Origin of the sequence: Faecalibacterium intestinale (assembly GCF_040096575.1) — a bacterium.
GTDB classification, from domain to species: domain Bacteria; phylum Bacillota; class Clostridia; order Oscillospirales; family Ruminococcaceae; genus Faecalibacterium; species Faecalibacterium intestinale.
Map to the genome: position 1 here is coordinate 204,667 of NZ_JBBMEN010000002.1, position 19,677 is coordinate 224,343.

The following is a 19,677-nucleotide window of genomic DNA, read 5'->3' on the forward strand; positions in this document are numbered from 1 at the left end:
TTACGGCTGCTGTGCCAGCAGCTGCGCCAGCACATCCTCCGGGCGGGGGGTGTGGTTTTTGTATTTTGCCCGCAGCGGGGCGGCGGCGTTGTCCATGATGTAAGGCACGCCCACCACGTCCAGCATAGTCTCGTCGTTGTAGTTATCGCCAAAGGCCATCACCTGTGCAGGGTCGATGCCAAGGGTGCGGCACACGCACTGCACCCCAATGCCCTTGTTGGCAAAGGTGGTATCGATCCAATACGGGCCCGCCACGGCGCAGTTAGCCTGTTTCCAGCGGGGCACAAAGCGCTCCACATAGTTCTCCACGCCCTCATGCAGGTACACCGACACCTTGGTGATGTCCTCCGGCACCTCGGCGGGGCTGTGGATGATCTGGTAGTGGTTGCCCACAAACTGCACCCGCTGCAGCATCCCAAGGCCGCGCTCCATCAGGTAGGCAGTGTTCTGGCCGGAGAGCATCACCTCGCCCCGCCCCTCGCTGCGCGTCCACATATCGTTGGCAATTTCCTCTGCCAGCGCCCGGGGCATAGGGTTTTTAGCGATGCACTGTTCTTCCTGAAAAATAGTGCCGCCGTTTTCACAGATAAACACGCAGCAGTCCGCCACCGGTGCAAAGAGCTTGCGCAGGCTGGTATACTGCCGCCCGGAGGCCGGGCAGAACCATATCCCCCGCTGATGCAGCGCCCGGATCTGGTCGAATATCTCGCCCTCCAGTTCCTTTTTACCGTATTGCAGCAGCGTACCGTCAATGTCGCTGCAAACCAGTCTGATGTCCATGGCTGTCGTTCCCTTTCCGTTTTTTCTTATTTTACCACGGTTTTCCGCTGCGGAAAAGCCCCGGTCGCGGCTTTTGCATCCTTTCCCTGTGCCGCTCAGCGCTTGGGCTGATAGTGCATACTGGATACATTGTAAATCGTGACAAAGGCCTTGGGGTCCTCGCGGTTGATGAAGTTCATCAGCTTCTGATACTCGTTTTTGTCCACGATGGTAATGATCTCGTTGTGCTTTTCAAAGTTGTATGCACCGATAGCCTCGTACATGGTGGCACCGCTGTGCAGGTCGTTGATGATGAACTGCCGCAGCGCCTCTTCCTTCTCGGTAATGATGCACACCCGGCGCTTGATGCTGTTGTCGAAGATGAAATGATCCAGCACGATGCCGTTGAAGTAAGTACCAAGAATGCTCAGCACAACGGTCTTTTTATCGTAGACAAGGGCGGCAGAAAGCGCCACGCACATTCCCGAAAGGGACATGGCCTTGCCCAGTTCCATGTGCAGATACTTATTCATGATCTTTGCCACGATATCCAGCCCGCCTGAGGATGCGTTGCGGTTGAACAGGATGCTCAGACCCACGCTGACCACCAGAATATAACACAGCACATCCAGTTCCTGACTGCCTGTCATGGAGCCAAAATCCGGGAACAGCCGCTCAAAAAGCCCCAGAAATACCGGCAGCATCACGCTGGTATACACGGTTTTTGCGCCAAACTCCCTGCCGCAGGTGAAAAAGCCGATGATGAGCAGCACGGTATTCAGCACCATGGTAATGGCCGAAAGCGGCAGCGGCACAAAATTAGAAAGTACGATGCCAAGGCCGGAAATACTGCTGACAGATGTATGGCTGGGCGCCAGAAAAAAATAGACCGCCGCCGCAATGATAGCGATAGCTCCGGTCAGGATGGCCGTCTCCTTGGCAATTGCGGGGTAGTTCAGCTTCTTGTTTGTCATTGTTGCTCCTCCAAGCTTTTGTTTTCCGCCTTCAGTATACCATGCTTTGCGTTTATAGGAAAGCACCCCCGGCAAAAGACTAAAAAACGGGTCAGAAACACCTGTGGGTGTTTCTGACCCGTTTCCTAATATCTTATCGGTTCACGAAGTTCAGCACCAGAACCAACAGCAGCATATGCACAGGGTAAAAGGCGTAGCAGGCATACTGGAACGGCTTGCTGTGGTAGCCCTGCCGCCCGCGGTACAGCCAGATAGGCACCAGTGCCAGCAGCGCCAGCCCCTGCTGGCAAAGCTCAAAGTCCATGCCGAAGAGCTGGATGGGGTACATAAGCCCGCCCAGCAGTTCCACGTTGACCCAGTACAGCGCCGCCAGCTGCCCCAGCAGGCACCACCACTTGCGCCCATGGAAGAAGTAAAAGATGAACACGGTCAGCACACCGGCACCGTAGTAGTCCACCATGCCCAGCGTGCCCAGCACTGCGCCTGCCGCCACCACAAGGGCGGATACCAGCAGGTACATCCATGTTTTCTGCTTTTTGCGCACGGTTTCCATCAAATGGACGCCCAGAATGCCCAAAAGCAACGTCCAGATGACGTTCTGGTGCACCGGGTAGAACCATGTGCCACCGTACATCAGGTCGAAGGGGATCTCTGAAAGCAGGGCAAACAGCAGCAGACGCAAGGTGTATTTTTTCAGGTCGTGGGTGTGGAAGTAGCCCTCCACCGCCATAAAGGCAAAGATGGGAAAGGCCACCCGCCCCGCGCAGGTCAGCCATTCCTGCGCAGGCAGCAGGGTCGCCCACAGGTGGTCCATCAGCATCAGCGCCATGGCAAGGATATGAAGTGCCGCAGCGCTCAGGTCAAAGCGGGTCGCGGCAGTGGAATAGATCGTTTTGGTTGACATGATCATACCTCGTTTTTGTCGAAATTTGGTCGTTCTGTCTGGAATACGAACGAGCCCCGCAAAGAATTGCAGCCCCGGCAGCTTTTTCCGCCGGGGCTGGCTTGCTGCTTTATTTTTTCTGCTGCGAACACCCTAGCAGCAAAAAGGTAGCGCCAAGGCAGCGCCATACCACTGCCGTAGCGTGATCCCCTCCGGTAACAAAGTTCAGCGCCGCAGCAAGAAAAAACAGCAGCCCGATGAGATAAAACAGCTTATACCTTTTCATAGCTCATACCTCCGGTTTTGGTTTTCCACCGGCTATTTTGGATACGGCAAGCGCAGGGACGGCTGCCATTTTTTGTGTGCACAGGGGCGCAAAGCGCCCGCCCGGCACGCAGAAGGTGTGCGCCCGCAAAATCTGCGGGGGCAAAATCATGAAGGGTGGCTTGTCTGCCTGCCCATGGAGACGTAAGCACGGTAGCAGGAATGCGGGAAAAAGCAAGGGACGGTTTCGGCGAAAAAGCGTCTGGCGGTGGCGGAAAAGCCGAACGCAAGATTTTTTCATATTATGCTGGCTCGTAAGGTGAGCCGTACCGAAGCTTCCTTGCGGAAATGTGCAGCCTTATAGTTCATCTGCACCTGAACCGGCAGCCGTGCACCCGGCGCTTGCCGCACCCAAAATAGCCGGTAGAGTGCTCATTTAGTTTTTGGCGTTTTCCAGATAGGTCTCAAAGGCTTCGGCAAAGCTGGCGTTCACATCAAAGGGGACAGTGTAGTCCACCTTGGAGGTCACAAGGCAGAGGTCCAGCCGGTTGGAGGTCTCGTCTGCCTGCCGGTTCAGCTTGCTCAGCGCGGCATGGATGACCTTGCGGTCGTAGTTGATGGTGGTCACCCGCTTCACATCGCAGCAGTAGGAGATCTGGTTGCCCTCGGCGTTGAAGCGGTAGCCGGTGCCCCCGCCGGAGAGCAGCTGCTCGGAGCTACGCAGGTCGTTCATCCGCTTGAAGGTGCGGGCGATGCTCTGGCGCGCGGCATTCAGGCTGACCTCGCTGTCCATATCCATGTCCAGTGCATCCTTTGCCTTGCGGATTGCGGCAAACAGGCGGCTTTTTTCCTCCAGCAGATAGAGCATGAACCGGGCAATGTCGGTGATCTGCTCCGCATATTCGGTCTGTGCCACGTCCATAACGGTCTCGTCCTCAGCCTCGGGCATCACCTTATGGCGCAGATAGGTGTTGGCCACCTTGGTCACGTTGGCATCGCAATCCAGAATGCCCTGCGCCTCGTCCAGCAGAGACTGGAGCTTGTTCTGGTAGCGGAATGCTTCCTTCAGGTTCATAGTCGTTCCCTCCATCTTATTTTTTCTGCTTTCAGCTTACCACAGACCGCCCGCCTGCGCAAGCTTTCCGGTAAAACAGGCAAAGCGCCCGCCCCGGCTTTGACCGGAGCGGGCGCTTTGCATTAGCTGTGACACTTATTGGGATAAGAGATTGGCATTACTCAGCCGGCCACGCGCTCGGTTCGGCCTGCCTCCAGCATATAGCGCAGGAAGCCGGTCACGTCGGCGGGGTCGGTCACGGTGAGGTCAAAGCCCTTTTTGGGGGCAGTGTCCATCATCTGCAGCATGGAGCGTGCGGTAGCGTCCTGCTTCAGGTCGCAGGTCTTGCCGTTGTCCAGATGCAGCAGCACGCTGCCGTGGCTGGCAGAAAGCTGGCGCATGAAACGTTCCTTATCAAAATACTCGATACGAAGCATAGGAATACCTCCTTGATAAAATGGTTTATATTACACTTGCCGTCCGGCTGTAACTCCGTCAGACGGCGGGAGGATAGCGGTTTTGCCCGGCATGGGAATGCTTGCACAGCTTGCGTTCCCGCTGCCTTGGTGCTATACTGAGCTTGGAAGCTCTGATAGGATAATACCACAAAACAATCTTGAATCATAGAACAAAACCGCATAGTATATGCAACAAAATCGGCATTGATAAAAAACATTCAAAGTATTGCGGAAAGGAATTGGTGAATATGGCATATCAGACAAGCTGTGTCTCTTATACCAGCGGCCGGGTGGGGCTTTCCAGTGCTACTGCCGTGGTGGCCGATGCCGCCGGGCGGGAGCAGACCCAGCACGGCAGCCCGCTGTTCCCCATTGCCTGCTACGCCGAAGATCTTTCCTGCTACTCGGTGGCGTGGCACTGGCACGAGGAATTTGAGTTTATTCTGGCGGCGCTGGGACCCATTCATGTGGATGTGAACAAGACCCGGCTGACCCTGCAGACCGGGCAGGGCGTGTTTATCAACTCCGGGGCGCTGCACGCGGTAGAGCCTGCTGAGGGCAGGGCGCTGCTGCACTCCGGTGTATTTCAGCCCAGGCTTGTCGGCGGCATGGACACCGTGTTCTGGCAAAAACTCATCCGCCCGCTTTTGCAGCCGGGCACGCCGCCCTTCTTTTTGCTGGACGAGGCCGTGCCATGGCAGCGGCAGGTGCTGCTCTGCCTGCGGGAGGCGTGGAAGGGCGTGGCAGACGAGCCCTTTGACTACGAGAACCGGGTGCGGTACCACCTTACCGCCGCCCTGCGGCTGCTCATTACCCAATGCGTCAGCGGCAAGGTGAAGGTATCGGAGCAGGAACAGATTGCCTCGGAGCGGATGAAGCAGATGCTGCGCTATGTAGAGGAGCACTACGCCGAGGAACTGACCGTGGAAAAGCTGGCCGGATGCGTAGCCCTGAGCGAAAGTGCCTGTCTGCGCAGTTTCCGGCAGTTTCTGGGCATCACACCCATCCAGTACGTCAAGCAGTTCCGGGTGGAAAAAGCCGCCGAGCTGCTGCGCTCCACCCGGCTCAAGACCGGCGAGGTGGGGCTGGAATGCGGTTTTTCGGACGCAAGCTACTTTATCAAGACCTTCCGGGAGATCAAGCACTGCACCCCCCGGGAGTACCGCATCCGCTTCTGCTGAGCAAAGGGCAAGCTTCCCCGTGCGCAGCATTTGCCCGTTTCTTTTTACGGGGGGTTATGCTATAATACCCCTTGGATCTGTACATCCGCAGGAGAAAAACTTATGAGCAAAGCAACCATCGTCATCCCCAATATCAACGGCAAGGGCTGGCTGAAGGACTCCATCGAGTCCATCTACGCCCAGACTGAGCAGGATTTTGACCTGATCGTGGTGGACAACGGTTCTACCGACGAAAGTCTTGCGCAGGCGCGCAGCTACTGCACCCGTCCCAACTTTACCCTGATCGAAAACGGACGCAACACCGGTTTTTCCTACGCCGTCAATCAGGGCATTGCCCGGGCGCAGAGCAAATATGTGGTGTTGTTCAACAACGACGCCTTTGCCGAGCCGCAGTGGCTGGCCGAGCTTTTGCGCACCGCCGATGCCGACCCCAAAATTTTTGCGGTGCAAAGCCTGATGATCCGGCACTTTGAGCGGGAACTGGCCGATGATGCCGGGGACTATGTAACATGGATGGGCTTTGCCTGCAAGACCGGCGATGGCCGCCGCGTCAGCCGCTACACCAAGCAAAAGCGTATCTTCTCGGCCTGCGGCGGCGCAGCGCTGTACCGCAAAAGCATTCTGGACGAGATCGGTGGCTTTGACGAGCACTTTTTTGCCTATTTTGAGGACGTAGACCTGAGCTGGCGCGCCAACAATGCCGGCTACAAAAACGTGCTCTGCCCCGCCGCCAAGTGCTACCATATCTGCGGCGCCAGCACCGGCGCTGTCAAATACAACGCCTTTAAAAGCCAGCAGAGCGGCCGCAACAGCATTCTGCTGCCGCTCAAAAACGAACCGCTGCTGATGCTGGTGCTCAACTTTATCCCGCTGGCGCTGGGCTATCTGCTCAAGTGCTACAAGTTCCACAAGCAGGGCTTTGGCGAGGCTTGGGACAAGGGAATGCACGAGGCCTTTGCCCTGCTCAAAGCAGGCAAGCTGGGCAAGCGCCCCTTCCGCCTGAAAGACCTGCCCAATTATATCCTGATGGAACTGTGGATGATATGGAACATGGTTCCCTACCTGTGGTATCGGCTGGTGGTAGTCAGATTTGATTTGAAGTAACACCAACTACTATAAAGCACCTTCTCATACGCGGTCAGCAACCTCGCCCTCTCCGTCACGGCTTACGCCGTGCCACCTCTCCCAAAGGGAGAGGCCTTGGCAAAGAGATGAACTTTGCGTGGACTGCCAAGGGCTCCCACTTTGGGGGAGCTGTCAAAGCTGCTAGGCTTTGACTGAGAGGGCGAGCCCGTTACTCTTTACAACGATTTCTATTATACCAAAAACACCCGACTGTGAGAGCAAACTTACAGTCGGGTGTTTCCATTTACATTTTACGCTGCGGTGCTGGCGGCATCCTCAGCGGCGGGGGCTTCTGCCACGGCGCTATCTGCACCCGCTTCTGCCTGCACTTCCGGCTGGACAGCCGAGGCAGCAGCCGAATCTGCCGCAGCGGAATCTCCGGCAGTGGCCAGAATGGCGTCCTGCACATCGCTTTCCGCCATAGGCTCCGGCTGCGCAGCAGCGGAGCTTGCGGCGCTTTCGGGCTTGGTCTCGCTCTCGGTCAGGCCGGTCAGATACCAGCTGCCGCTCTGGCGCTCGAACAGGTAATCCATATACTTGGTGGGGGTGTCCGAGGAGGGGTTGATAATGCTGTCGTCCGCGCTGGCGGTGGGGATATAGCCCACGGTGACGTGCAGCTTGCCGCTGCGCTTGAACAGCTTGACCACGGTGGCGCGGTAGTAGCCCACCGTACCGGTGATGGGGATCTTGTAGCACTGGGTGGTCTCGTCAAATTCGACGGTCATATCCTCCATGTCAAAGCTGCGGTGGGTCAGCTTAAAGCCGGGGCCCAGCAGCTTTGCCAGATAGGCGTCCACCTCCACCGAAGGCAGCAGCAGCTGCTCGGTCTCGGGGTCGGTGTTATAGTTGTCAAAACCGCCCTGTGTCTCCTGAATGCTGTACACACAGCCCCATACGGCTGCTTCCCGCAGGGTCAGGTCGTCGATGTTCTCAATGCCGTCAAAGGGCATGGGGTCGAACAATACCAGACCCTCCAGCTTGTCCTCGTATTCCTGTTTTTGTGCGGTATCGTCAAAGAGGTTTGCCACAAGGCCCACACCGGCCCGCAGCACCGTGATAAACCCGATGAGCACCAGCACCGTGATCAGCAGACCCAAGGTCTGCCGCCAGCGGCGGCGCTTGATCCGGGCGTGTTCTTCCGGGGTGATCGTATTTTTCATTGGTCTGAGTCTCCCAAAGTTTTTTGTCTACCCAACAGTATACCACATCCGGCCGCAGAGTGCAAAACCTATACCGGTGGTTTTTTTGTGAAAGCAGGCTTTTTATTCCCAGTCCTTCCATATCTCGGGCTGGTAGCCCACGGTGGCCTTGCGTCCGTTGCGCACGATGGGGGTCTTGAACAGCTGCTGGTTTTCAAACAGCTTGTCCTCCTTCTGCCAGTCCACCAGCGCATCCAGCAGCGCAAGGGTCTGCTTGTCCTTTGCTGCCGGATTTACCAGCGCTTCCCAGCCGCCCAAGGCGCGCGCCACGTTATCAAACTCGCCCCGGCTCATGCCTTTTTCCTTCAGGTCGATCATCTGGAACTTGATGCCGCGCTCCTTGAAATAGCGCTGCGCCTTTTTGGTATCAAAGCACTTGCTCGTGCCAAAGATCTGGATATTCATCTTATCTCCTCCTGCCGGTTCCCGGCGGTCTTATTGTACCACACCGTAAACCGCTTGCATAGGCATAATTTGCGGCAAAACGGGCAATGCTTTCCGCAAAGGAGGTGTTTGCATGAACGCATTCGTAGACCCTGAGCTGTGCATCGGCTGTACCCAGTGTGCCGGGCTGTGCCCCGCCGTGTTCCGCATGGAGGGAGTTCTGGCTGTGGCAGAGCCCGGCCCCATCCCGCCGGAGGAGGTGCCGCAGGCCGTCACTGCAGTCCAGAGCTGCCCGGTAAGCGCCATCCGCATTGAGGAATAAACCCGGCATCGGCAAGGCTGCTGCACAGCTTGTGCGGCAGCTTTTTTGCAGCGGGACGATTTAAAATGCCCTCCGCGCTGCTCTGGGCATAGGCAGCGGAAGAACATTATAAATGATACGATCGTCACGGCTTACAAGCCGTGACGATCGCATTTTTACGAGAGACGGCATCACAAAAAGCAGCCACTTCTCTTTTTTGCGCAAAAAGCTCCCGCGCGGTACGGTTTTGTGCTATACTATAAGATGTGAAATTACGCAACGGAGGAACTGCATTATGCGTTTACTGGTCATTGACGGCAACAGCATTGCCAACCGCGCTTTTTACGGCATCAAGCTGCTGACCACCAAGGACGGACGTTACACCAACGCCATCTATGGCTTTTTGAACATTCTGCTCTCCCTGCTCAAGGAGTGCCAGCCGGACGAGGTGGCCGTGGCTTTTGACCTGAAAGCTCCCACCTTCCGGCATAAAATGTACGATGGCTACAAGGCCACACGCCACGCCATGCCCGAGGAACTGGCGCAGCAGATGCCGGTGCTCAAGCAGCTGCTGGCAGACCTTGGCTACCGCACCGTTACCGCCGAGGGCTGGGAAGCGGACGATATTCTGGGCACACTGGCTGCTGCCTGCGCCGCCCGGAAGGATGACTGTTTCCTTGCCACCGGAGACCGGGACAGCCTGCAGCTGGTGAGCGAGAGCACCACCGTGCTGCTGGCCGCCACCGTGATGGGGCGCAGCAAGACCGTGGTGATGGACGAGGATGCCATTCAGGAAAAATACGGCCTTGCGCCCAAACAGCTTATTGAGGTGAAGAGCCTGATGGGCGACACCTCGGATAACATCCCCGGCGTGAAGGGCATCGGCGAAAAGACCGCCCTCTCGCTGGTGCAGACTTTCGGCTCGCTGGAGGGCGTGTACCAGAACATTAACGACAAGCGCATCAAGCCCAAGCAGCGGGAGCACTTGTTAGAGGACAAGTCCATGGCCGAGCTGAGCCACACACTGGGCACTATCCGCACCGACGCCCCCATCGACACCGCCGAGGGGTCCTACACCGTGGGCGAGGGCAACAAACCCGCCGCCGTGCGGCTTTTGCGGGAATTGGAGATTCACTCCCTGATCCCCCGGTTCGGGCTGGACGGCGTAGCGCCGGAAGCCGCCGCCGAGGAGCAGGCCGTAGAGCTGCCGGAAGCCGAACTTGCTCCCCTGCCCCTGACCCCCACCGGACATTATCTGGTGGCTGCCCGCCCCGCCGTTACCGGCAAGCAGGGCACCCGCAACGTGGTATTACAGCCGGAAAGCTGGTATGCCGTGCAGGACACCACCGTCTATCCGCTGGAGGACGCCGACCTGCTGCGGCTGCTGGACAACGCCGATGTGACGCTGGATGTGTTCAACTCCGCGCCCCTCTACGCCAAAGCCATGGCTGCCGGCGGCTGGGGCAGCAGCATCGTCTGGGACGGCAAGCTGGCCGCCTATCTGCTGGATGCGTCTGCCTCCAAGTACCAGATCAGCGAGCTGATCCCCGCCTACAAGGCTGCTGCCGCCTTTACCTGCACCGATTACCCGAACGCCGGGCGGCTGGCCGACCTGTTTGCCCGGATGAAGGCCGAGATCACCGCCTGCGGCGAGGATGCGCTGTACAACGAGATCGAGTTCCCGCTGGCACAGGTGCTGGCCGACATGACCCGCACCGGCGTGCTGGTGGATAAGGACGGCATCGAGCAGTTCGGTGTAAAGCTGCGGGAGGAGCTGGAGCAGGTGCTGAACCGCATCCACATGGAGACCGGCAGCGCCACCTTCAACCCCAACAGCCCCAAGCAGCTGGGCGAGATGCTGTTCGACACCATGGGTCTGCCCCACGGAAAAAAGACCCAGCGCGGCTGGTCCACCGACGCCGAAACGCTGGAAAGCCTGCGCGAGTACCCGCTGGTGGAGGACGTTTTGCAGTACCGCGCCTACCAGAAGCTGAACTCCACCTATGTGGAGGGTCTGCTCAAGGTCATTGGCGAGGACGGGCGCATCCACTCCACCTTCAACCAGACCGAAGCCCGCACCGGACGGCTTTCCTCCGATAACCCCAACCTGCAGAATATCCCCATCCGCACCGAGCTGGGCAGCCAGCTGCGCGCCTACTTTGTTGCAAAGCCGGGCTGCGTGCTGGTGGACGCGGATTACAGCCAGATCGAACTGCGCATTCTGGCGCATATCACCGGGGACGCGCATATGCAGCAGGCCTTTTTGAACGGTGAGGACATCCACCGCAGCACCGCCGCCAAGATCTACGGCATCCCGCAGAGCGAGGTGACGCCCCGGCTGCGCTCCTCTGCCAAGGCCATCAACTTCGGTATCATGTACGGCAAGGGCGCGTACAGCCTTTCCAAGGATATCGGCGTGACTGTGAAGGAAGCCGATGCCTTCCTCAAGAACTATCTGGCGGCCTTCCCCAGCGTGAGCGGCTATATGGACAAGACCATCGCGGATGCCAAGGCAAACGGCTATGTGTCCACCCTGTTCGGCCGCCGCCGCACCCTGCCGGAGTTGGCCAGCACCAACTTCAATGTGCGCGCCAGCGGCGAGCGCATGGCACGCAACACCCCCATTCAGGGCACCGCTGCGGACGTGATCAAGCTGGCCATGGTGCGGGTGTGGAAGCGCCTGCGGGACGAAAAGATGGCAAGCCGCCTGATCCTGACCGTCCACGATGAACTGATCGTGGAGGCCCCGGAGGCGGAGGCCGAGCAGGCCGCCCGCATCCTGCGGGAGGAAATGGAAGGCTGCGTGCAGTACGCGGTGCCCCTGAGCACCGATGTGCACGCAGGCAAAAACTGGCTGGAGGCACACTAAAATGATCATTCTCGGAATTGAGTCTACCTGTGACGAAACTGCCGCTGCACTGGTGGAGGACGGGCGGCATCTGCTGAGCAACGTCATCTCCACCAGCGTCAAGGAGCAGGCGCTGTACGGCGGTGTTGTGCCGGAGATCGCCAGCCGCCGCCACTGCGAATTTATCAGTGCTACGGTCAAAAAAGCCCTGCTGGACGCCGGCAAGACCATAGACGATGTGGACGCCGTGGCCGTCACCTTTGCGCCGGGGCTTATCGGCGCGGTGCTGGTGGGCGTAAATTTTGCCAAAGGGCTGGCCTACTCGGCGGGCAAGCCGCTGGTGCCGGTGCACCATCTGCGGGGACACATCGCTGCGCTCTACCTGACCCACCCGGAGCTCAAGCCGCCCTTTTTGTGTCTGGTGGCCTCCGGCGGGCACAGCCACATCGTGGAGGTGCAGGACTACACCCACTACCACATTCTGGGTCATACCGTAGACGATGCTGCGGGCGAAGCCTTTGACAAGGTAGCCCGCACGCTGGGTCTGCCCTACCCCGGCGGCCCCAGCGTAGCCGCTGCCGCCAAGACCGGCGACACCAAGGCCTACCGTCTGCCGGTGCCCCATGTGGAGGGCAAATATAACGTGAGCTTTTCCGGTTTAAAGACCGCCGTACTCAACGAGGTGAACAAGGCGCAGATGAAGGGCGAGGAAGTGAACGTACCCGACCTTGCTGCCAGCTTTCAGGAGCGCATTGCGGGCATTCTGGCCGAAAAACTGCTGCTTGCCGCTGCCGATACCGGGGCAAAGCAGGTGTGTCTTGCCGGCGGCGTAGCCGCCAACGGCCGTCTGCGTCAGCTGGTGAATGACGGTGCCCAGAAGCTGGGTGCAAAGGTCTACCTGCCGGAACTGAAGTTCTGCGGCGACAACGGCGCGATGATCGCGGCACAGGGCTACTACCAGTACATTGCCGGGCACACCGCCGGGCTGGAACTGAACGGCCTGCCCACCCTGCCCATCGACTATGAATAAACACAACACGGAGGTGTTCCCATGACCGAGCGCAACCCTATCCTGCAAAGCCTGTTCGACCGCAAGTCGGTGCGGGTGTATGAAGAAAAGCCCATTTCTGCCGAGATGAAGCAGGCCATTTTAGAAGCTGCCGCACAGGCACCCTCTGCAGGCTGTCAGCAGCTGTACACCATTTTAGACATCACCGACCCGGCGCTGAAAGAAGCGCTGGCTGAAAGCTGCGACCATCAGCCCTTTATTGCCAAAGCACCGCTGGTGCTGGTGTTCTGCGCCGACTGCAAAAAGTGGTACGACGCCTACTTAGAAGTTGGCTGCACGCCCCGCACCCCGGGTGTGGGTGATCTGATGCTGGCAGTCACGGACGCCGCCATTGCCGCCCAGAACGCCGTAGTCGCCGCCGAAAGCTTTGGCATCGGCTCGTGCTACATCGGGGATATCATGGAAAACTGCGAAACCCAGCGCAGCCTGCTGCACCTGCCGGATTATGTGTTCCCGGCGGTGATGCTGGTGTTCGGCTGGCCCACCCAGCAGCAGAAAGACCGCGTAAAGCCCCAGCGCTGCGCCATGGAGCACATCGTGCACGAAAACGGCTACCGCACCATGGACGGCGCGGAGCTGCGGGACGCCTTTGGCTACAAGGCCGGCAACGCGCCCTTTGAGCAGTGGTGCACCGCCTTTTGCAACCGCAAGTATAACTCCGATTTTTCCAAGGAGATGACCCGCTCGGTGGAGGAATATCTCAGCCAGTTCCGCTAAATCCGGCGGACATTCTGCATTCCATTTTCACCGGGTTGAATCTGCATGGTTCTATTACAGCGCAACCGTTTCCGCAGGAAACGAGCGCTGTAACTGCCGTTTCCCATCACGACCCCTATCGTGAAAAAGTGGTTCAGAAACGTCCGCAGACGTTTCTGAACCACAAATTATAATAATCATTCCGCTGAATATGCCCAGAGCGCAAGCGGAGGGCATTCCAAATCGTTTCACCCCAAAAAGCGGCAGCTGCACGGTGTTTTGTGCAGCTGCCGCTTCTCGTTTATCTCTGGTTTTCCGCAAACAGTGCGCCCAGCTCCGGCAGGATATCGTGGGGCAGCATCCCGTACTCGCCGCGCTTTGCAGCGGCGCGGTCGGCGGCGGCACCGTGCAGGTATACCGCACAGGCAGCGGCTTCGTAAGCGGGCAGACCGCAGGCCAGCAGCGCCGCCAGCATCCCCGCCAGCACATCCCCGCTGCCGCCCCGGGCAAGCCCCGGGTTGCCGGTGGGGTTCACGCACACCCGCCCGTCCGGGCTTGCCACCACGGTGTGTGCCCCTTTCAGCACCACCACGGCGTTCCATTCTTTGGCATACCGCAGGGCAATGCCTTCCCGGTCGGCGGCAAGTTCTGCCGCCAAAAACCCGGTCAGCCGCGCCATCTCGCCGGGGTGCGGGGTGACTACCAGTTCTCCCGCTGGGTGGGGGAAGGGCTTGCCCTCGGCCAGCAGCTGGGCGGCGGCGTTCAGGCCGTCTGCGTCCAGCACCGCAGCCCCGGCAAAGCCGGGCAGAAGCTGCTGCACCAGCGTGCGGGTCTCGGTAGCCCGGGCAGCGCTTTGCGCTGTGCTGCCAAGGCCGGGCCCCAGCAACAGCACGGTAGCCTTCTGCCGCCGGAGCAGCGGCACATTTTCCGGCGCAATGCCGCCCTGTGCGCCCTCCTTACAGGGACACAGACAGCACTCCGGTAGGCGGGTAACGGCGGCACTGACCACCGGTTCCACACTGGCAAGGGTAACGATACCCGCCCCGGTGCGCAGTGCACCCTCGGCTGCCAGCAGCGCAGCGCCACGGTAAAAGGCGCTACCCGCCACCGCCAGCACGCTGCCAAAGGTACCCTTATGGCTGTCCCGGGCACGGGGCGGGATGCTCTGCCAGACAAATTCTTCGGTAATTTCCACAGCCATGGGTGCACCTCCAGAGAACGATTTTAAATGCCCTCCGCGTTGCTCTGGGCATTTCTAGCGGAATCATTATTTTAGATTTAGCATTTGCAGCGGCCAATAGGCCGCTGCAAATGCATTCTCTCAAAATCAGGGGCGGCATTACGCCTGTCCCTGCACAAGGGCGCGGATCTGTTTTTCCACGTTCTGCACTTCCTCGTGGAACATCCGGGCGGACACGCGCAGCGCGCCGTGACCAAGGATAATGACCTGCTCCATGCCGTCCGAGGTCGCCACCCGGACGCGGCGGCTTTTGCCGATCTCATGGGTGACCCGCTCGATGAACATATCGGCGGTCTCGGCTTCCTTGGTATAGACCACATGGATGTTGTGGTACTGCTCGATGGCACCGGGGCTGCCGGGCACGCGGTAGGCATCGAACACCAGAATGAGCACGCACTTCTGGTAGCCCTGATAGTTGCACAGAATGTCCATCAGCCGATGGCGAGCAGTGTCTAAGCTTTCCTTTGCCAGCGCATTCAGCTCGTCCCACGCAAAGATGATGTTGTAGCCGTCCACCAGCAGATACTCCGGGGCAATTTCCCACTGTTCGGCGGCAAAATCCGGGCGTTCGGTCTTTTGCACCGGACGGAAAGCCGCCAGCGGGTCCCGCTTGATGGGGCCGTAGGTGCGCTCAAAAATCTTGAGCAGCTCGGCATCCTCTTCCAGCGTGGCGCGGTAGGCCATAGCGTGGCGCTGGGGCGCAGCCTGCACCTCCGGGCGGGCGGGCTTTGCCTTGCCCCAGCCGCTTTCAACGTGCATATGGCTGCGCACCTCGCTCCACGGCACCACAAAACCGGCACCATGGGCGCAGAACACGGAATCTGCGGGGTTTTCCAGATCATGCTCCGGCTGATAGCCGCTCTCTGCAATGACCTGCTGCGCGTTGTGGCAGGGGCGGTAGCCGTCCAGCGTCAGGCTCAGGTGTCCCCTGCCGCGGGTGTAGCTGACCACTTCCATGGGGTAGCTGCGCATGGTAGATACCGGCGCAAAGCCGGTCAGGGTAGCCGTGTCGGTGCCGCTTTCCGGCGGGTCAAAGCTGCCCTCCATGCGCTGGATATCACTCATAGCGCGGCCGATATTCTCCACCGGCACTTCCAGCCGGAAGGCGTACCACGGCTCTAACAGCTGGCTTTTTGCCAGCATCAGCCCCTGCCGCACGGCGCGGTAGGTGGCCTGCCGGAAATCACCGCCCTCGGTGTGCTTAAGGTGCGCTTTGCCGGTGAGCAGGGTGATTTTTATATCGGTCAGCGGTGCACCGATCAAAACGCCAAGGTGCTGCTTTTCTTCCAGATGGGTCAATACCAACCGCTGCCAGTTTTTGTCCAGAACCTCTTCCCGGCAGTCGGCGGCAAACTGCATCCCGCTGCCCCGGGGCAGCGGTTCCAGCAGCAGATGCACCTCGGCATAGTGGCGCAGCGGCTCGTAATGCCCCACGCCCTCCATGGGCTCGGTGATGGTCTCCTTATACAAAATGCCGCCCGGGCCAAAGGATACTTCCAGCCCGAACCGCTCCGCCAACAGGCTGCGCAGCACTTCCAGCTGCACCTCGCCCATCAGCTGCACATGGATCTCGCCCAAGCTTTCGTTCCACACCACATGGAGCTGGGGTTCTTCCTCTTCCAGCCGGTGCAGCTTGCCCAGTGCGGCGTGCACATCCGCGCCCTCCGGCAGCAGCACCTGATAGCTGAGCACCGGCTCCAGAACCGGCACATCGCTGTCCCGCTCTGCCCCAAGCCCGATGCCGGGCTTTGCATGGGTCAGGCCGGTCACGGCGCACACCTGTCCCGGGCCGATGACCTCAGTCAGGGTATACTTTGCACCGGAATACAGCCGCAGCTGGTTTGCCTTTTCTGCCCACGGCTCACCGTCCGCTTCGCCGGTGAGTAGAGCCTTTACCTTCAGCTCCCCACCGGTGACCCGCAGCCATGTCAGGCGGGTGCCCTGCTCGTCCTGCGATACCTTGAACACCCTTGCGCCAAAGGCGTGCAGTGCCGGGGCGGGGCGGGTGTAGCGGTCCAGCCCATCCAGAAGTGCATCCACGCCGTCCAGACGCAGTGCCGCCCCGAACCAGCACGGAAAAACGTGCCGCCGGGCAACTGCGGGGATGATGTCTGCATCGGTCAAAGTGCCTGCATCCAGCATTTTTTCCATCAGCTGCTCATCGCACAGCGCCAGTGCTTCGTTGCGGGCGGCAGGCTCTGCACCAAAATCCACAAAGCCCTCGCCAAGGCGGTGGTTCAGCTGGGTAAGCAGCTGTTCCCGGGTCATGCCGGGCAGGTCCATTTTATTCACAAATACAAAGGTGGGCACATGGTAGCGCCGCAGCAGCCGCCACAGCGTTTCGGTATGGCTCTGCACGCCGTCCGTTCCGCTGACCACCAGCACGGCGTAATCCAGCACCTGCAAGGTGCGCTCAGTCTCGGTGGAAAAATCCACATGGCCGGGGGTATCCAGCAGGGTGATGGCGGTATTGCCCGCCGTAAGCAGCGCCTGCTTGGAAAATATGGTGATGCCGCGTGCTTTTTCCAAGCTGTCGGTATCCAGAAAGGCGTCTCCGTGATCCACCCGCCCCAGCTTGCGGATAGCACCGGCGCGGTAGAGCATGGCCTCGGAGAGGGTGGTCTTGCCGGAGTCCACATGGGCCAGAATGCCCAGTACGATCTGTTTTTGCGTTGTTTCCATGCACTGCTCCTATAAAAAAGTTTCTCATTTATTGTAGCACGCTTTGCCGGGAAAAGAAAGTTTTCGGGCGCAAATCCCGCAGGCAAAAAACAGCACCGGGCAGAAGATGGTCTGCCCGGTGCGATTTTCTTAAAAAAGATCCAGCATATTGTCCAGATAAATTGTCTCCCGCACCTGCAGCTGGTATTCCGGCTTTGTCATGTAGTAGAGCAGAAATTCCAGCACCAGTGCGCTGCCAAGTCCCCTGCCCTCTATTTTAAAGTGGGAAAAACCTGCGGGCAGATACCGCTGCCGGATATCCTCCACCCCGATAAATCCGGGGCTGCGCATCGCCTTGGAAAAGTGGTAGCCCCCGGCAGCATCCGGGGCGGCGCAGCGGTGATCCGGGCAGTCCTCGCCCAGATTCTGACGGCTGACCGTCTCGTAGCAGCGCTTGCGCTCTGTGCAGCCGAACCAGCAACACTCATTGCACAAAAACTCCACCTTGGCCTTTTGCTCCGGCGGCAGGGTGCGCAGCTGTTTCAGCGCCGGGTTCAGCCGGAAATCCGGCACCACATACCGGAACTGCGGCTTTGCCAATTCCTGCCGCAGCTGCGCAAAATCGGTGAGCACCTTGGTGGTGGAGGAAACCAGATACAGCTCCGGCCAGCGCTGCCGCAGATAGTCCGCCAGCAGGTCGGAGTGGACGATCACGCCGTTTGGCACACTGCCCGCCTTGGCAAACTGCTCACACAGGGCGTTGCACTGCGGGTCGGCAAGGTGCTCAGCCCGCAGCAGGGAGTTACTGAAGGTCAGCCGCCCGGAGATGCCGTATTCCCGCAGCAGCGCCAGCACCTCGCGCGCAGCCGCCCCGCCGCAGGAGATGCGTCCCCCGCCCCAGATGCAGCCCGCCGGTGCGCCGTAGATAGAGCCGATGGCGCACCAGTCGTAAAAATATTCCCGGTGTTCCCGGTACAGTGGCAAAAAACGGCGGTACAACTCGTAAAACTCGAACAGGCCGGGCAGATGATAACAGGCAGCTGCGGGCTTTTCCATGGCGGTTCCTTTCCTGCAAAAAGGGAGCTGCTGCGTAAAAATGCCGTGCAGCGGCTCCCCTGTTTTTATCGTGTTTGCTTTTGTTAGACGGTCGCGCCGACCTGAGGGGCACCACCGGCAAGCTGCTCTGCCGTAAGCGGCTGAGCTTCCACAGGGGCGTTCAGCCGCTCCTTTGCCACAGCCAGCATCAGCTTGATGCGGTTTTCCTGATTGACCCGGGTGGCGCTGGGGTCGTAGTCGATGGGGGTGATGTTGGCGCTGGGGTACAGCGCACGGATCTTGTTCACCATGCCCTTGCCCACGATGTGGTTGGGCAGGCAGCCAAAGGGCTGCGCACACACGATGTTGCCGTAGCCGCCCTGCACCAGCTCGATCATCTCGGCAGTCAGCAGCCAGCCCTCGCCCATTTTTGCGCCCAGCGAGATGACCCCCTTGGGCTTTTCCACCAGCTCCTTGAAGGGGCCCGGCGCATAGAACCCGGCGTCCGTCTCGGCCTTGAGCATGACGCGCTCCACGCTGTCCAGCCAATTAAGGAACTGATCCGTGCCCACCTTCACAGCCAGCTTGCCGCCGTACAGCACATGATCCTCGCCCATGTTGAAGGCGCAGTACTGCACAAAGCCCATCAGACCGGGGAAGTTCACCTCGCAGTCCTGACTTTCCAAGAACTTTTGCAGGTCGTTGTTGCCCAGCGGGCTGTATTTGACGTAGATCTCGCCCACAACACCCACCTTGACCTTGGGTACCCGGGTGACCGGAATGGTGGCAAATTCCTTTGCAATCAGCGGGAAGGTGTGCTTCATTTCCCGGGAAGTAAAGCCTTTTCCGGCCAGCAGGGCACGGCCAAGACGGGCGATCCAGCGATCCACCATGCGGTCGGCGGCACCCTTTTCGTTCTCGTAGGGGGCCACCTGATTGCGCAGCGCACACAGCATATCGCCGTAGAAGATGCAGGCGATGCACTTGCGTGCCAGCGGGAGGGTCATCTGGAAGCCGCTGTCCTTTTCCAGACCGGAAAAGTTCAGGCTTGCCACCGGGATCTGCGGGTAACCGGCCTTGACCAGCGCCTTGCGCAGCAGATGGATGTAGTTGGAGGCGCGGCAGCCGCCGCCGGTCTGGGTGATCAGCAGGGCGGTGTGCTCCAGATCATACTTGCCGCTGTTCAGCGCATCCAGAAACTGGCCGATGACCAGCAGCGCCGGGTAGCAGGTATCGTTATGCACATACTTCAGCCCCAGCTGTGCCACGGCACTGCCGCAGTTGCCCAGCAGTTCACACTTGTAGCCCTCGCAGCGCAGTGCGTACTCCATAAGCCGGAACTGGGTCACGGCCATGTTGGGGATCAGGATGGTGTGGGTCTTTTTCATCTCCGGGGTAAATTTGGGATAATGATATTCCATAGGTTCCTCCTATGTTGCTTTCTTAAAAAGCCTTTTGGCATGATACAATTATCATACCACTGCTGTATTTGTCCTTAGCTGGCTCGCCCTCTCCGTCTGCTCCCGTTGGTCGCATCCACCTCTCC

Annotated in this window: 18 protein-coding genes; 6 read left to right on the forward strand and 12 right to left on the reverse strand. The window is 59.3% G+C overall.

The window, feature by feature from the left end; genetic code table 11:
* From WMO20_RS02860 to WMO20_RS02885, 6 genes are all read right to left on the reverse strand, one after another.
* On the reverse strand, nt 1–780 hold the full coding sequence (locus WMO20_RS02860) for an HAD hydrolase family protein (protein ID WP_349185773.1): 780 nt from the start codon (nt 778–780) through the stop codon (nt 1–3).
* Nucleotides 781–875: 95 nt separating this feature from the next.
* Entirely contained in the window at nt 876–1,733 is an 858-nt protein-coding gene (locus WMO20_RS02865; protein ID WP_316544774.1) for a YitT family protein, read from the reverse strand.
* A 133-nt stretch (nt 1,734–1,866) separates the two neighbouring features.
* Nucleotides 1,867–2,637, reverse strand: a complete 771-nt coding sequence (locus WMO20_RS02870; RefSeq protein WP_349185774.1) for a TraX family protein — start codon at nt 2,635–2,637, stop codon at nt 1,867–1,869.
* Between the two features lie 109 nt (nt 2,638–2,746).
* On the reverse strand, nt 2,747–2,902 hold the full coding sequence (locus WMO20_RS02875) for a hypothetical protein (RefSeq protein WP_179860605.1): 156 nt from the start codon (nt 2,900–2,902) through the stop codon (nt 2,747–2,749).
* A gap of 414 nt (nt 2,903–3,316) precedes the next feature.
* Nucleotides 3,317–3,955, reverse strand: a complete 639-nt coding sequence (locus WMO20_RS02880) for a hypothetical protein (protein WP_055186069.1) — start codon at nt 3,953–3,955, stop codon at nt 3,317–3,319.
* Nucleotides 3,956–4,116: 161 nt separating this feature from the next.
* Entirely contained in the window at nt 4,117–4,371 is a 255-nt protein-coding gene (locus WMO20_RS02885) for a hypothetical protein (RefSeq protein ID WP_097782422.1), read from the reverse strand.
* A gap of 269 nt (nt 4,372–4,640) precedes the next feature.
* Between WMO20_RS02885 and WMO20_RS02890 the strand changes: the two genes are divergently transcribed.
* Nucleotides 4,641–5,573, forward strand: coding sequence for an AraC family transcriptional regulator (locus WMO20_RS02890; RefSeq protein ID WP_308562460.1), 933 nt, complete (start codon nt 4,641–4,643; stop codon nt 5,571–5,573).
* A 102-nt stretch (nt 5,574–5,675) separates the two neighbouring features.
* Nucleotides 5,676–6,677 (forward strand): glycosyltransferase family 2 protein, encoded by a 1,002-nt coding sequence (locus WMO20_RS02895; RefSeq protein WP_349185775.1) that lies wholly within the window; start codon nt 5,676–5,678, stop codon nt 6,675–6,677.
* Between the two features lie 272 nt (nt 6,678–6,949).
* On the opposite strand, the gene WMO20_RS02900 is transcribed toward WMO20_RS02895, so the two are convergent.
* Nucleotides 6,950–7,858, reverse strand: coding sequence for an Ice-structuring protein (locus WMO20_RS02900; RefSeq protein WP_349185776.1), 909 nt, complete (start codon nt 7,856–7,858; stop codon nt 6,950–6,952).
* 102 nt (nt 7,859–7,960) lie between these two features.
* Nucleotides 7,961–8,302 carry an arsenate reductase family protein gene (locus tag WMO20_RS02905; protein WP_005925148.1) on the reverse strand — a complete coding sequence of 114 codons (342 nt, stop codon included), beginning with the start codon at nt 8,300–8,302 and terminating at the stop codon, nt 7,961–7,963.
* Between the two features lie 112 nt (nt 8,303–8,414).
* Between WMO20_RS02905 and WMO20_RS02910 the strand changes: the two genes are divergently transcribed.
* The 4 genes from WMO20_RS02910 (at nt 8,415) to WMO20_RS02925 (ending at nt 13,216) form a co-directional block, all read left to right on the forward strand.
* Nucleotides 8,415–8,603, forward strand: a complete 189-nt coding sequence (locus tag WMO20_RS02910; protein ID WP_349185777.1) for a ferredoxin — start codon at nt 8,415–8,417, stop codon at nt 8,601–8,603.
* Between the two features lie 274 nt (nt 8,604–8,877).
* A complete protein-coding gene (gene polA / locus WMO20_RS02915) occupies nt 8,878–11,451 on the forward strand; it encodes a DNA polymerase I (protein ID WP_349185778.1) in 2,574 nt (857 codons plus the stop codon).
* A gap of 1 nt (nt 11,452) precedes the next feature.
* Nucleotides 11,453–12,460 carry a tRNA (adenosine(37)-N6)-threonylcarbamoyltransferase complex transferase subunit TsaD gene (gene tsaD / locus WMO20_RS02920; RefSeq protein ID WP_349185779.1) on the forward strand — a complete coding sequence of 336 codons (1,008 nt, stop codon included), beginning with the start codon at nt 11,453–11,455 and terminating at the stop codon, nt 12,458–12,460.
* Between the two features lie 21 nt (nt 12,461–12,481).
* Nucleotides 12,482–13,216, forward strand: a complete 735-nt coding sequence (locus tag WMO20_RS02925) for a nitroreductase family protein (RefSeq protein ID WP_113992885.1) — start codon at nt 12,482–12,484, stop codon at nt 13,214–13,216.
* Between the two features lie 280 nt (nt 13,217–13,496).
* On the opposite strand, the gene WMO20_RS02930 is transcribed toward WMO20_RS02925, so the two are convergent.
* The 4 genes from WMO20_RS02930 to WMO20_RS02945 all read right to left on the reverse strand — a co-directional run bounded on the left by WMO20_RS02930 (nt 13,497) and on the right by WMO20_RS02945 (nt 19,552).
* Nucleotides 13,497–14,396 (reverse strand): NAD(P)H-hydrate dehydratase, encoded by a 900-nt coding sequence (locus tag WMO20_RS02930; RefSeq protein WP_349185780.1) that lies wholly within the window; start codon nt 14,394–14,396, stop codon nt 13,497–13,499.
* A gap of 138 nt (nt 14,397–14,534) precedes the next feature.
* A complete protein-coding gene (locus WMO20_RS02935) occupies nt 14,535–17,117 on the reverse strand; it encodes an NYN domain-containing protein (protein ID WP_349185781.1) in 2,583 nt (860 codons plus the stop codon).
* A gap of 129 nt (nt 17,118–17,246) precedes the next feature.
* Complete coding sequence (locus WMO20_RS02940; RefSeq protein WP_349185782.1) at nt 17,247–18,152, reverse strand: hypothetical protein; 906 nt, start codon at nt 18,150–18,152, stop codon at nt 17,247–17,249.
* 83 nt (nt 18,153–18,235) lie between these two features.
* Complete coding sequence (locus tag WMO20_RS02945) at nt 18,236–19,552, reverse strand: 2-hydroxyglutaryl-CoA dehydratase (RefSeq protein WP_349185783.1); 1,317 nt, start codon at nt 19,550–19,552, stop codon at nt 18,236–18,238.
* Nucleotides 19,553–19,677 lie beyond the last annotated feature (125 nt).

What these genes read in the sequence shown, in the direction of transcription:
- WMO20_RS02860 (WP_349185773.1), bottom strand. Translation starts at nt 780, where the DNA reads ATGGACATCAGACTGGTTTGCAGCGACATTGACGGTACGCTGCTGCAA.
- WMO20_RS02865 (WP_316544774.1), bottom strand. Translation starts at nt 1,733, where the DNA reads ATGACAAACAAGAAGCTGAACTACCCCGCAATTGCCAAGGAGACGGCC.
- WMO20_RS02870 (WP_349185774.1), bottom strand. Translation starts at nt 2,637, where the DNA reads ATGTCAACCAAAACGATCTATTCCACTGCCGCGACCCGCTTTGACCTG.
- WMO20_RS02875 (WP_179860605.1), bottom strand. Translation starts at nt 2,902, where the DNA reads ATGAAAAGGTATAAGCTGTTTTATCTCATCGGGCTGCTGTTTTTTCTT.
- WMO20_RS02880 (WP_055186069.1), bottom strand. Translation starts at nt 3,955, where the DNA reads ATGAACCTGAAGGAAGCATTCCGCTACCAGAACAAGCTCCAGTCTCTG.
- WMO20_RS02885 (WP_097782422.1), bottom strand. Translation starts at nt 4,371, where the DNA reads ATGCTTCGTATCGAGTATTTTGATAAGGAACGTTTCATGCGCCAGCTT.
- WMO20_RS02890 (WP_308562460.1), top strand. Translation starts at nt 4,641, where the DNA reads ATGGCATATCAGACAAGCTGTGTCTCTTATACCAGCGGCCGGGTGGGG.
- WMO20_RS02895 (WP_349185775.1), top strand. Translation starts at nt 5,676, where the DNA reads ATGAGCAAAGCAACCATCGTCATCCCCAATATCAACGGCAAGGGCTGG.
- WMO20_RS02900 (WP_349185776.1), bottom strand. Translation starts at nt 7,858, where the DNA reads ATGAAAAATACGATCACCCCGGAAGAACACGCCCGGATCAAGCGCCGC.
- WMO20_RS02905 (WP_005925148.1), bottom strand. Translation starts at nt 8,302, where the DNA reads ATGAATATCCAGATCTTTGGCACGAGCAAGTGCTTTGATACCAAAAAG.
- WMO20_RS02910 (WP_349185777.1), top strand. Translation starts at nt 8,415, where the DNA reads ATGAACGCATTCGTAGACCCTGAGCTGTGCATCGGCTGTACCCAGTGT.
- polA (WP_349185778.1), top strand. Translation starts at nt 8,878, where the DNA reads ATGCGTTTACTGGTCATTGACGGCAACAGCATTGCCAACCGCGCTTTT.
- tsaD (WP_349185779.1), top strand. Translation starts at nt 11,453, where the DNA reads ATGATCATTCTCGGAATTGAGTCTACCTGTGACGAAACTGCCGCTGCA.
- WMO20_RS02925 (WP_113992885.1), top strand. Translation starts at nt 12,482, where the DNA reads ATGACCGAGCGCAACCCTATCCTGCAAAGCCTGTTCGACCGCAAGTCG.
- WMO20_RS02930 (WP_349185780.1), bottom strand. Translation starts at nt 14,396, where the DNA reads ATGGCTGTGGAAATTACCGAAGAATTTGTCTGGCAGAGCATCCCGCCC.
- WMO20_RS02935 (WP_349185781.1), bottom strand. Translation starts at nt 17,117, where the DNA reads ATGGAAACAACGCAAAAACAGATCGTACTGGGCATTCTGGCCCATGTG.
- WMO20_RS02940 (WP_349185782.1), bottom strand. Translation starts at nt 18,152, where the DNA reads ATGGAAAAGCCCGCAGCTGCCTGTTATCATCTGCCCGGCCTGTTCGAG.
- WMO20_RS02945 (WP_349185783.1), bottom strand. Translation starts at nt 19,552, where the DNA reads ATGGAATATCATTATCCCAAATTTACCCCGGAGATGAAAAAGACCCAC.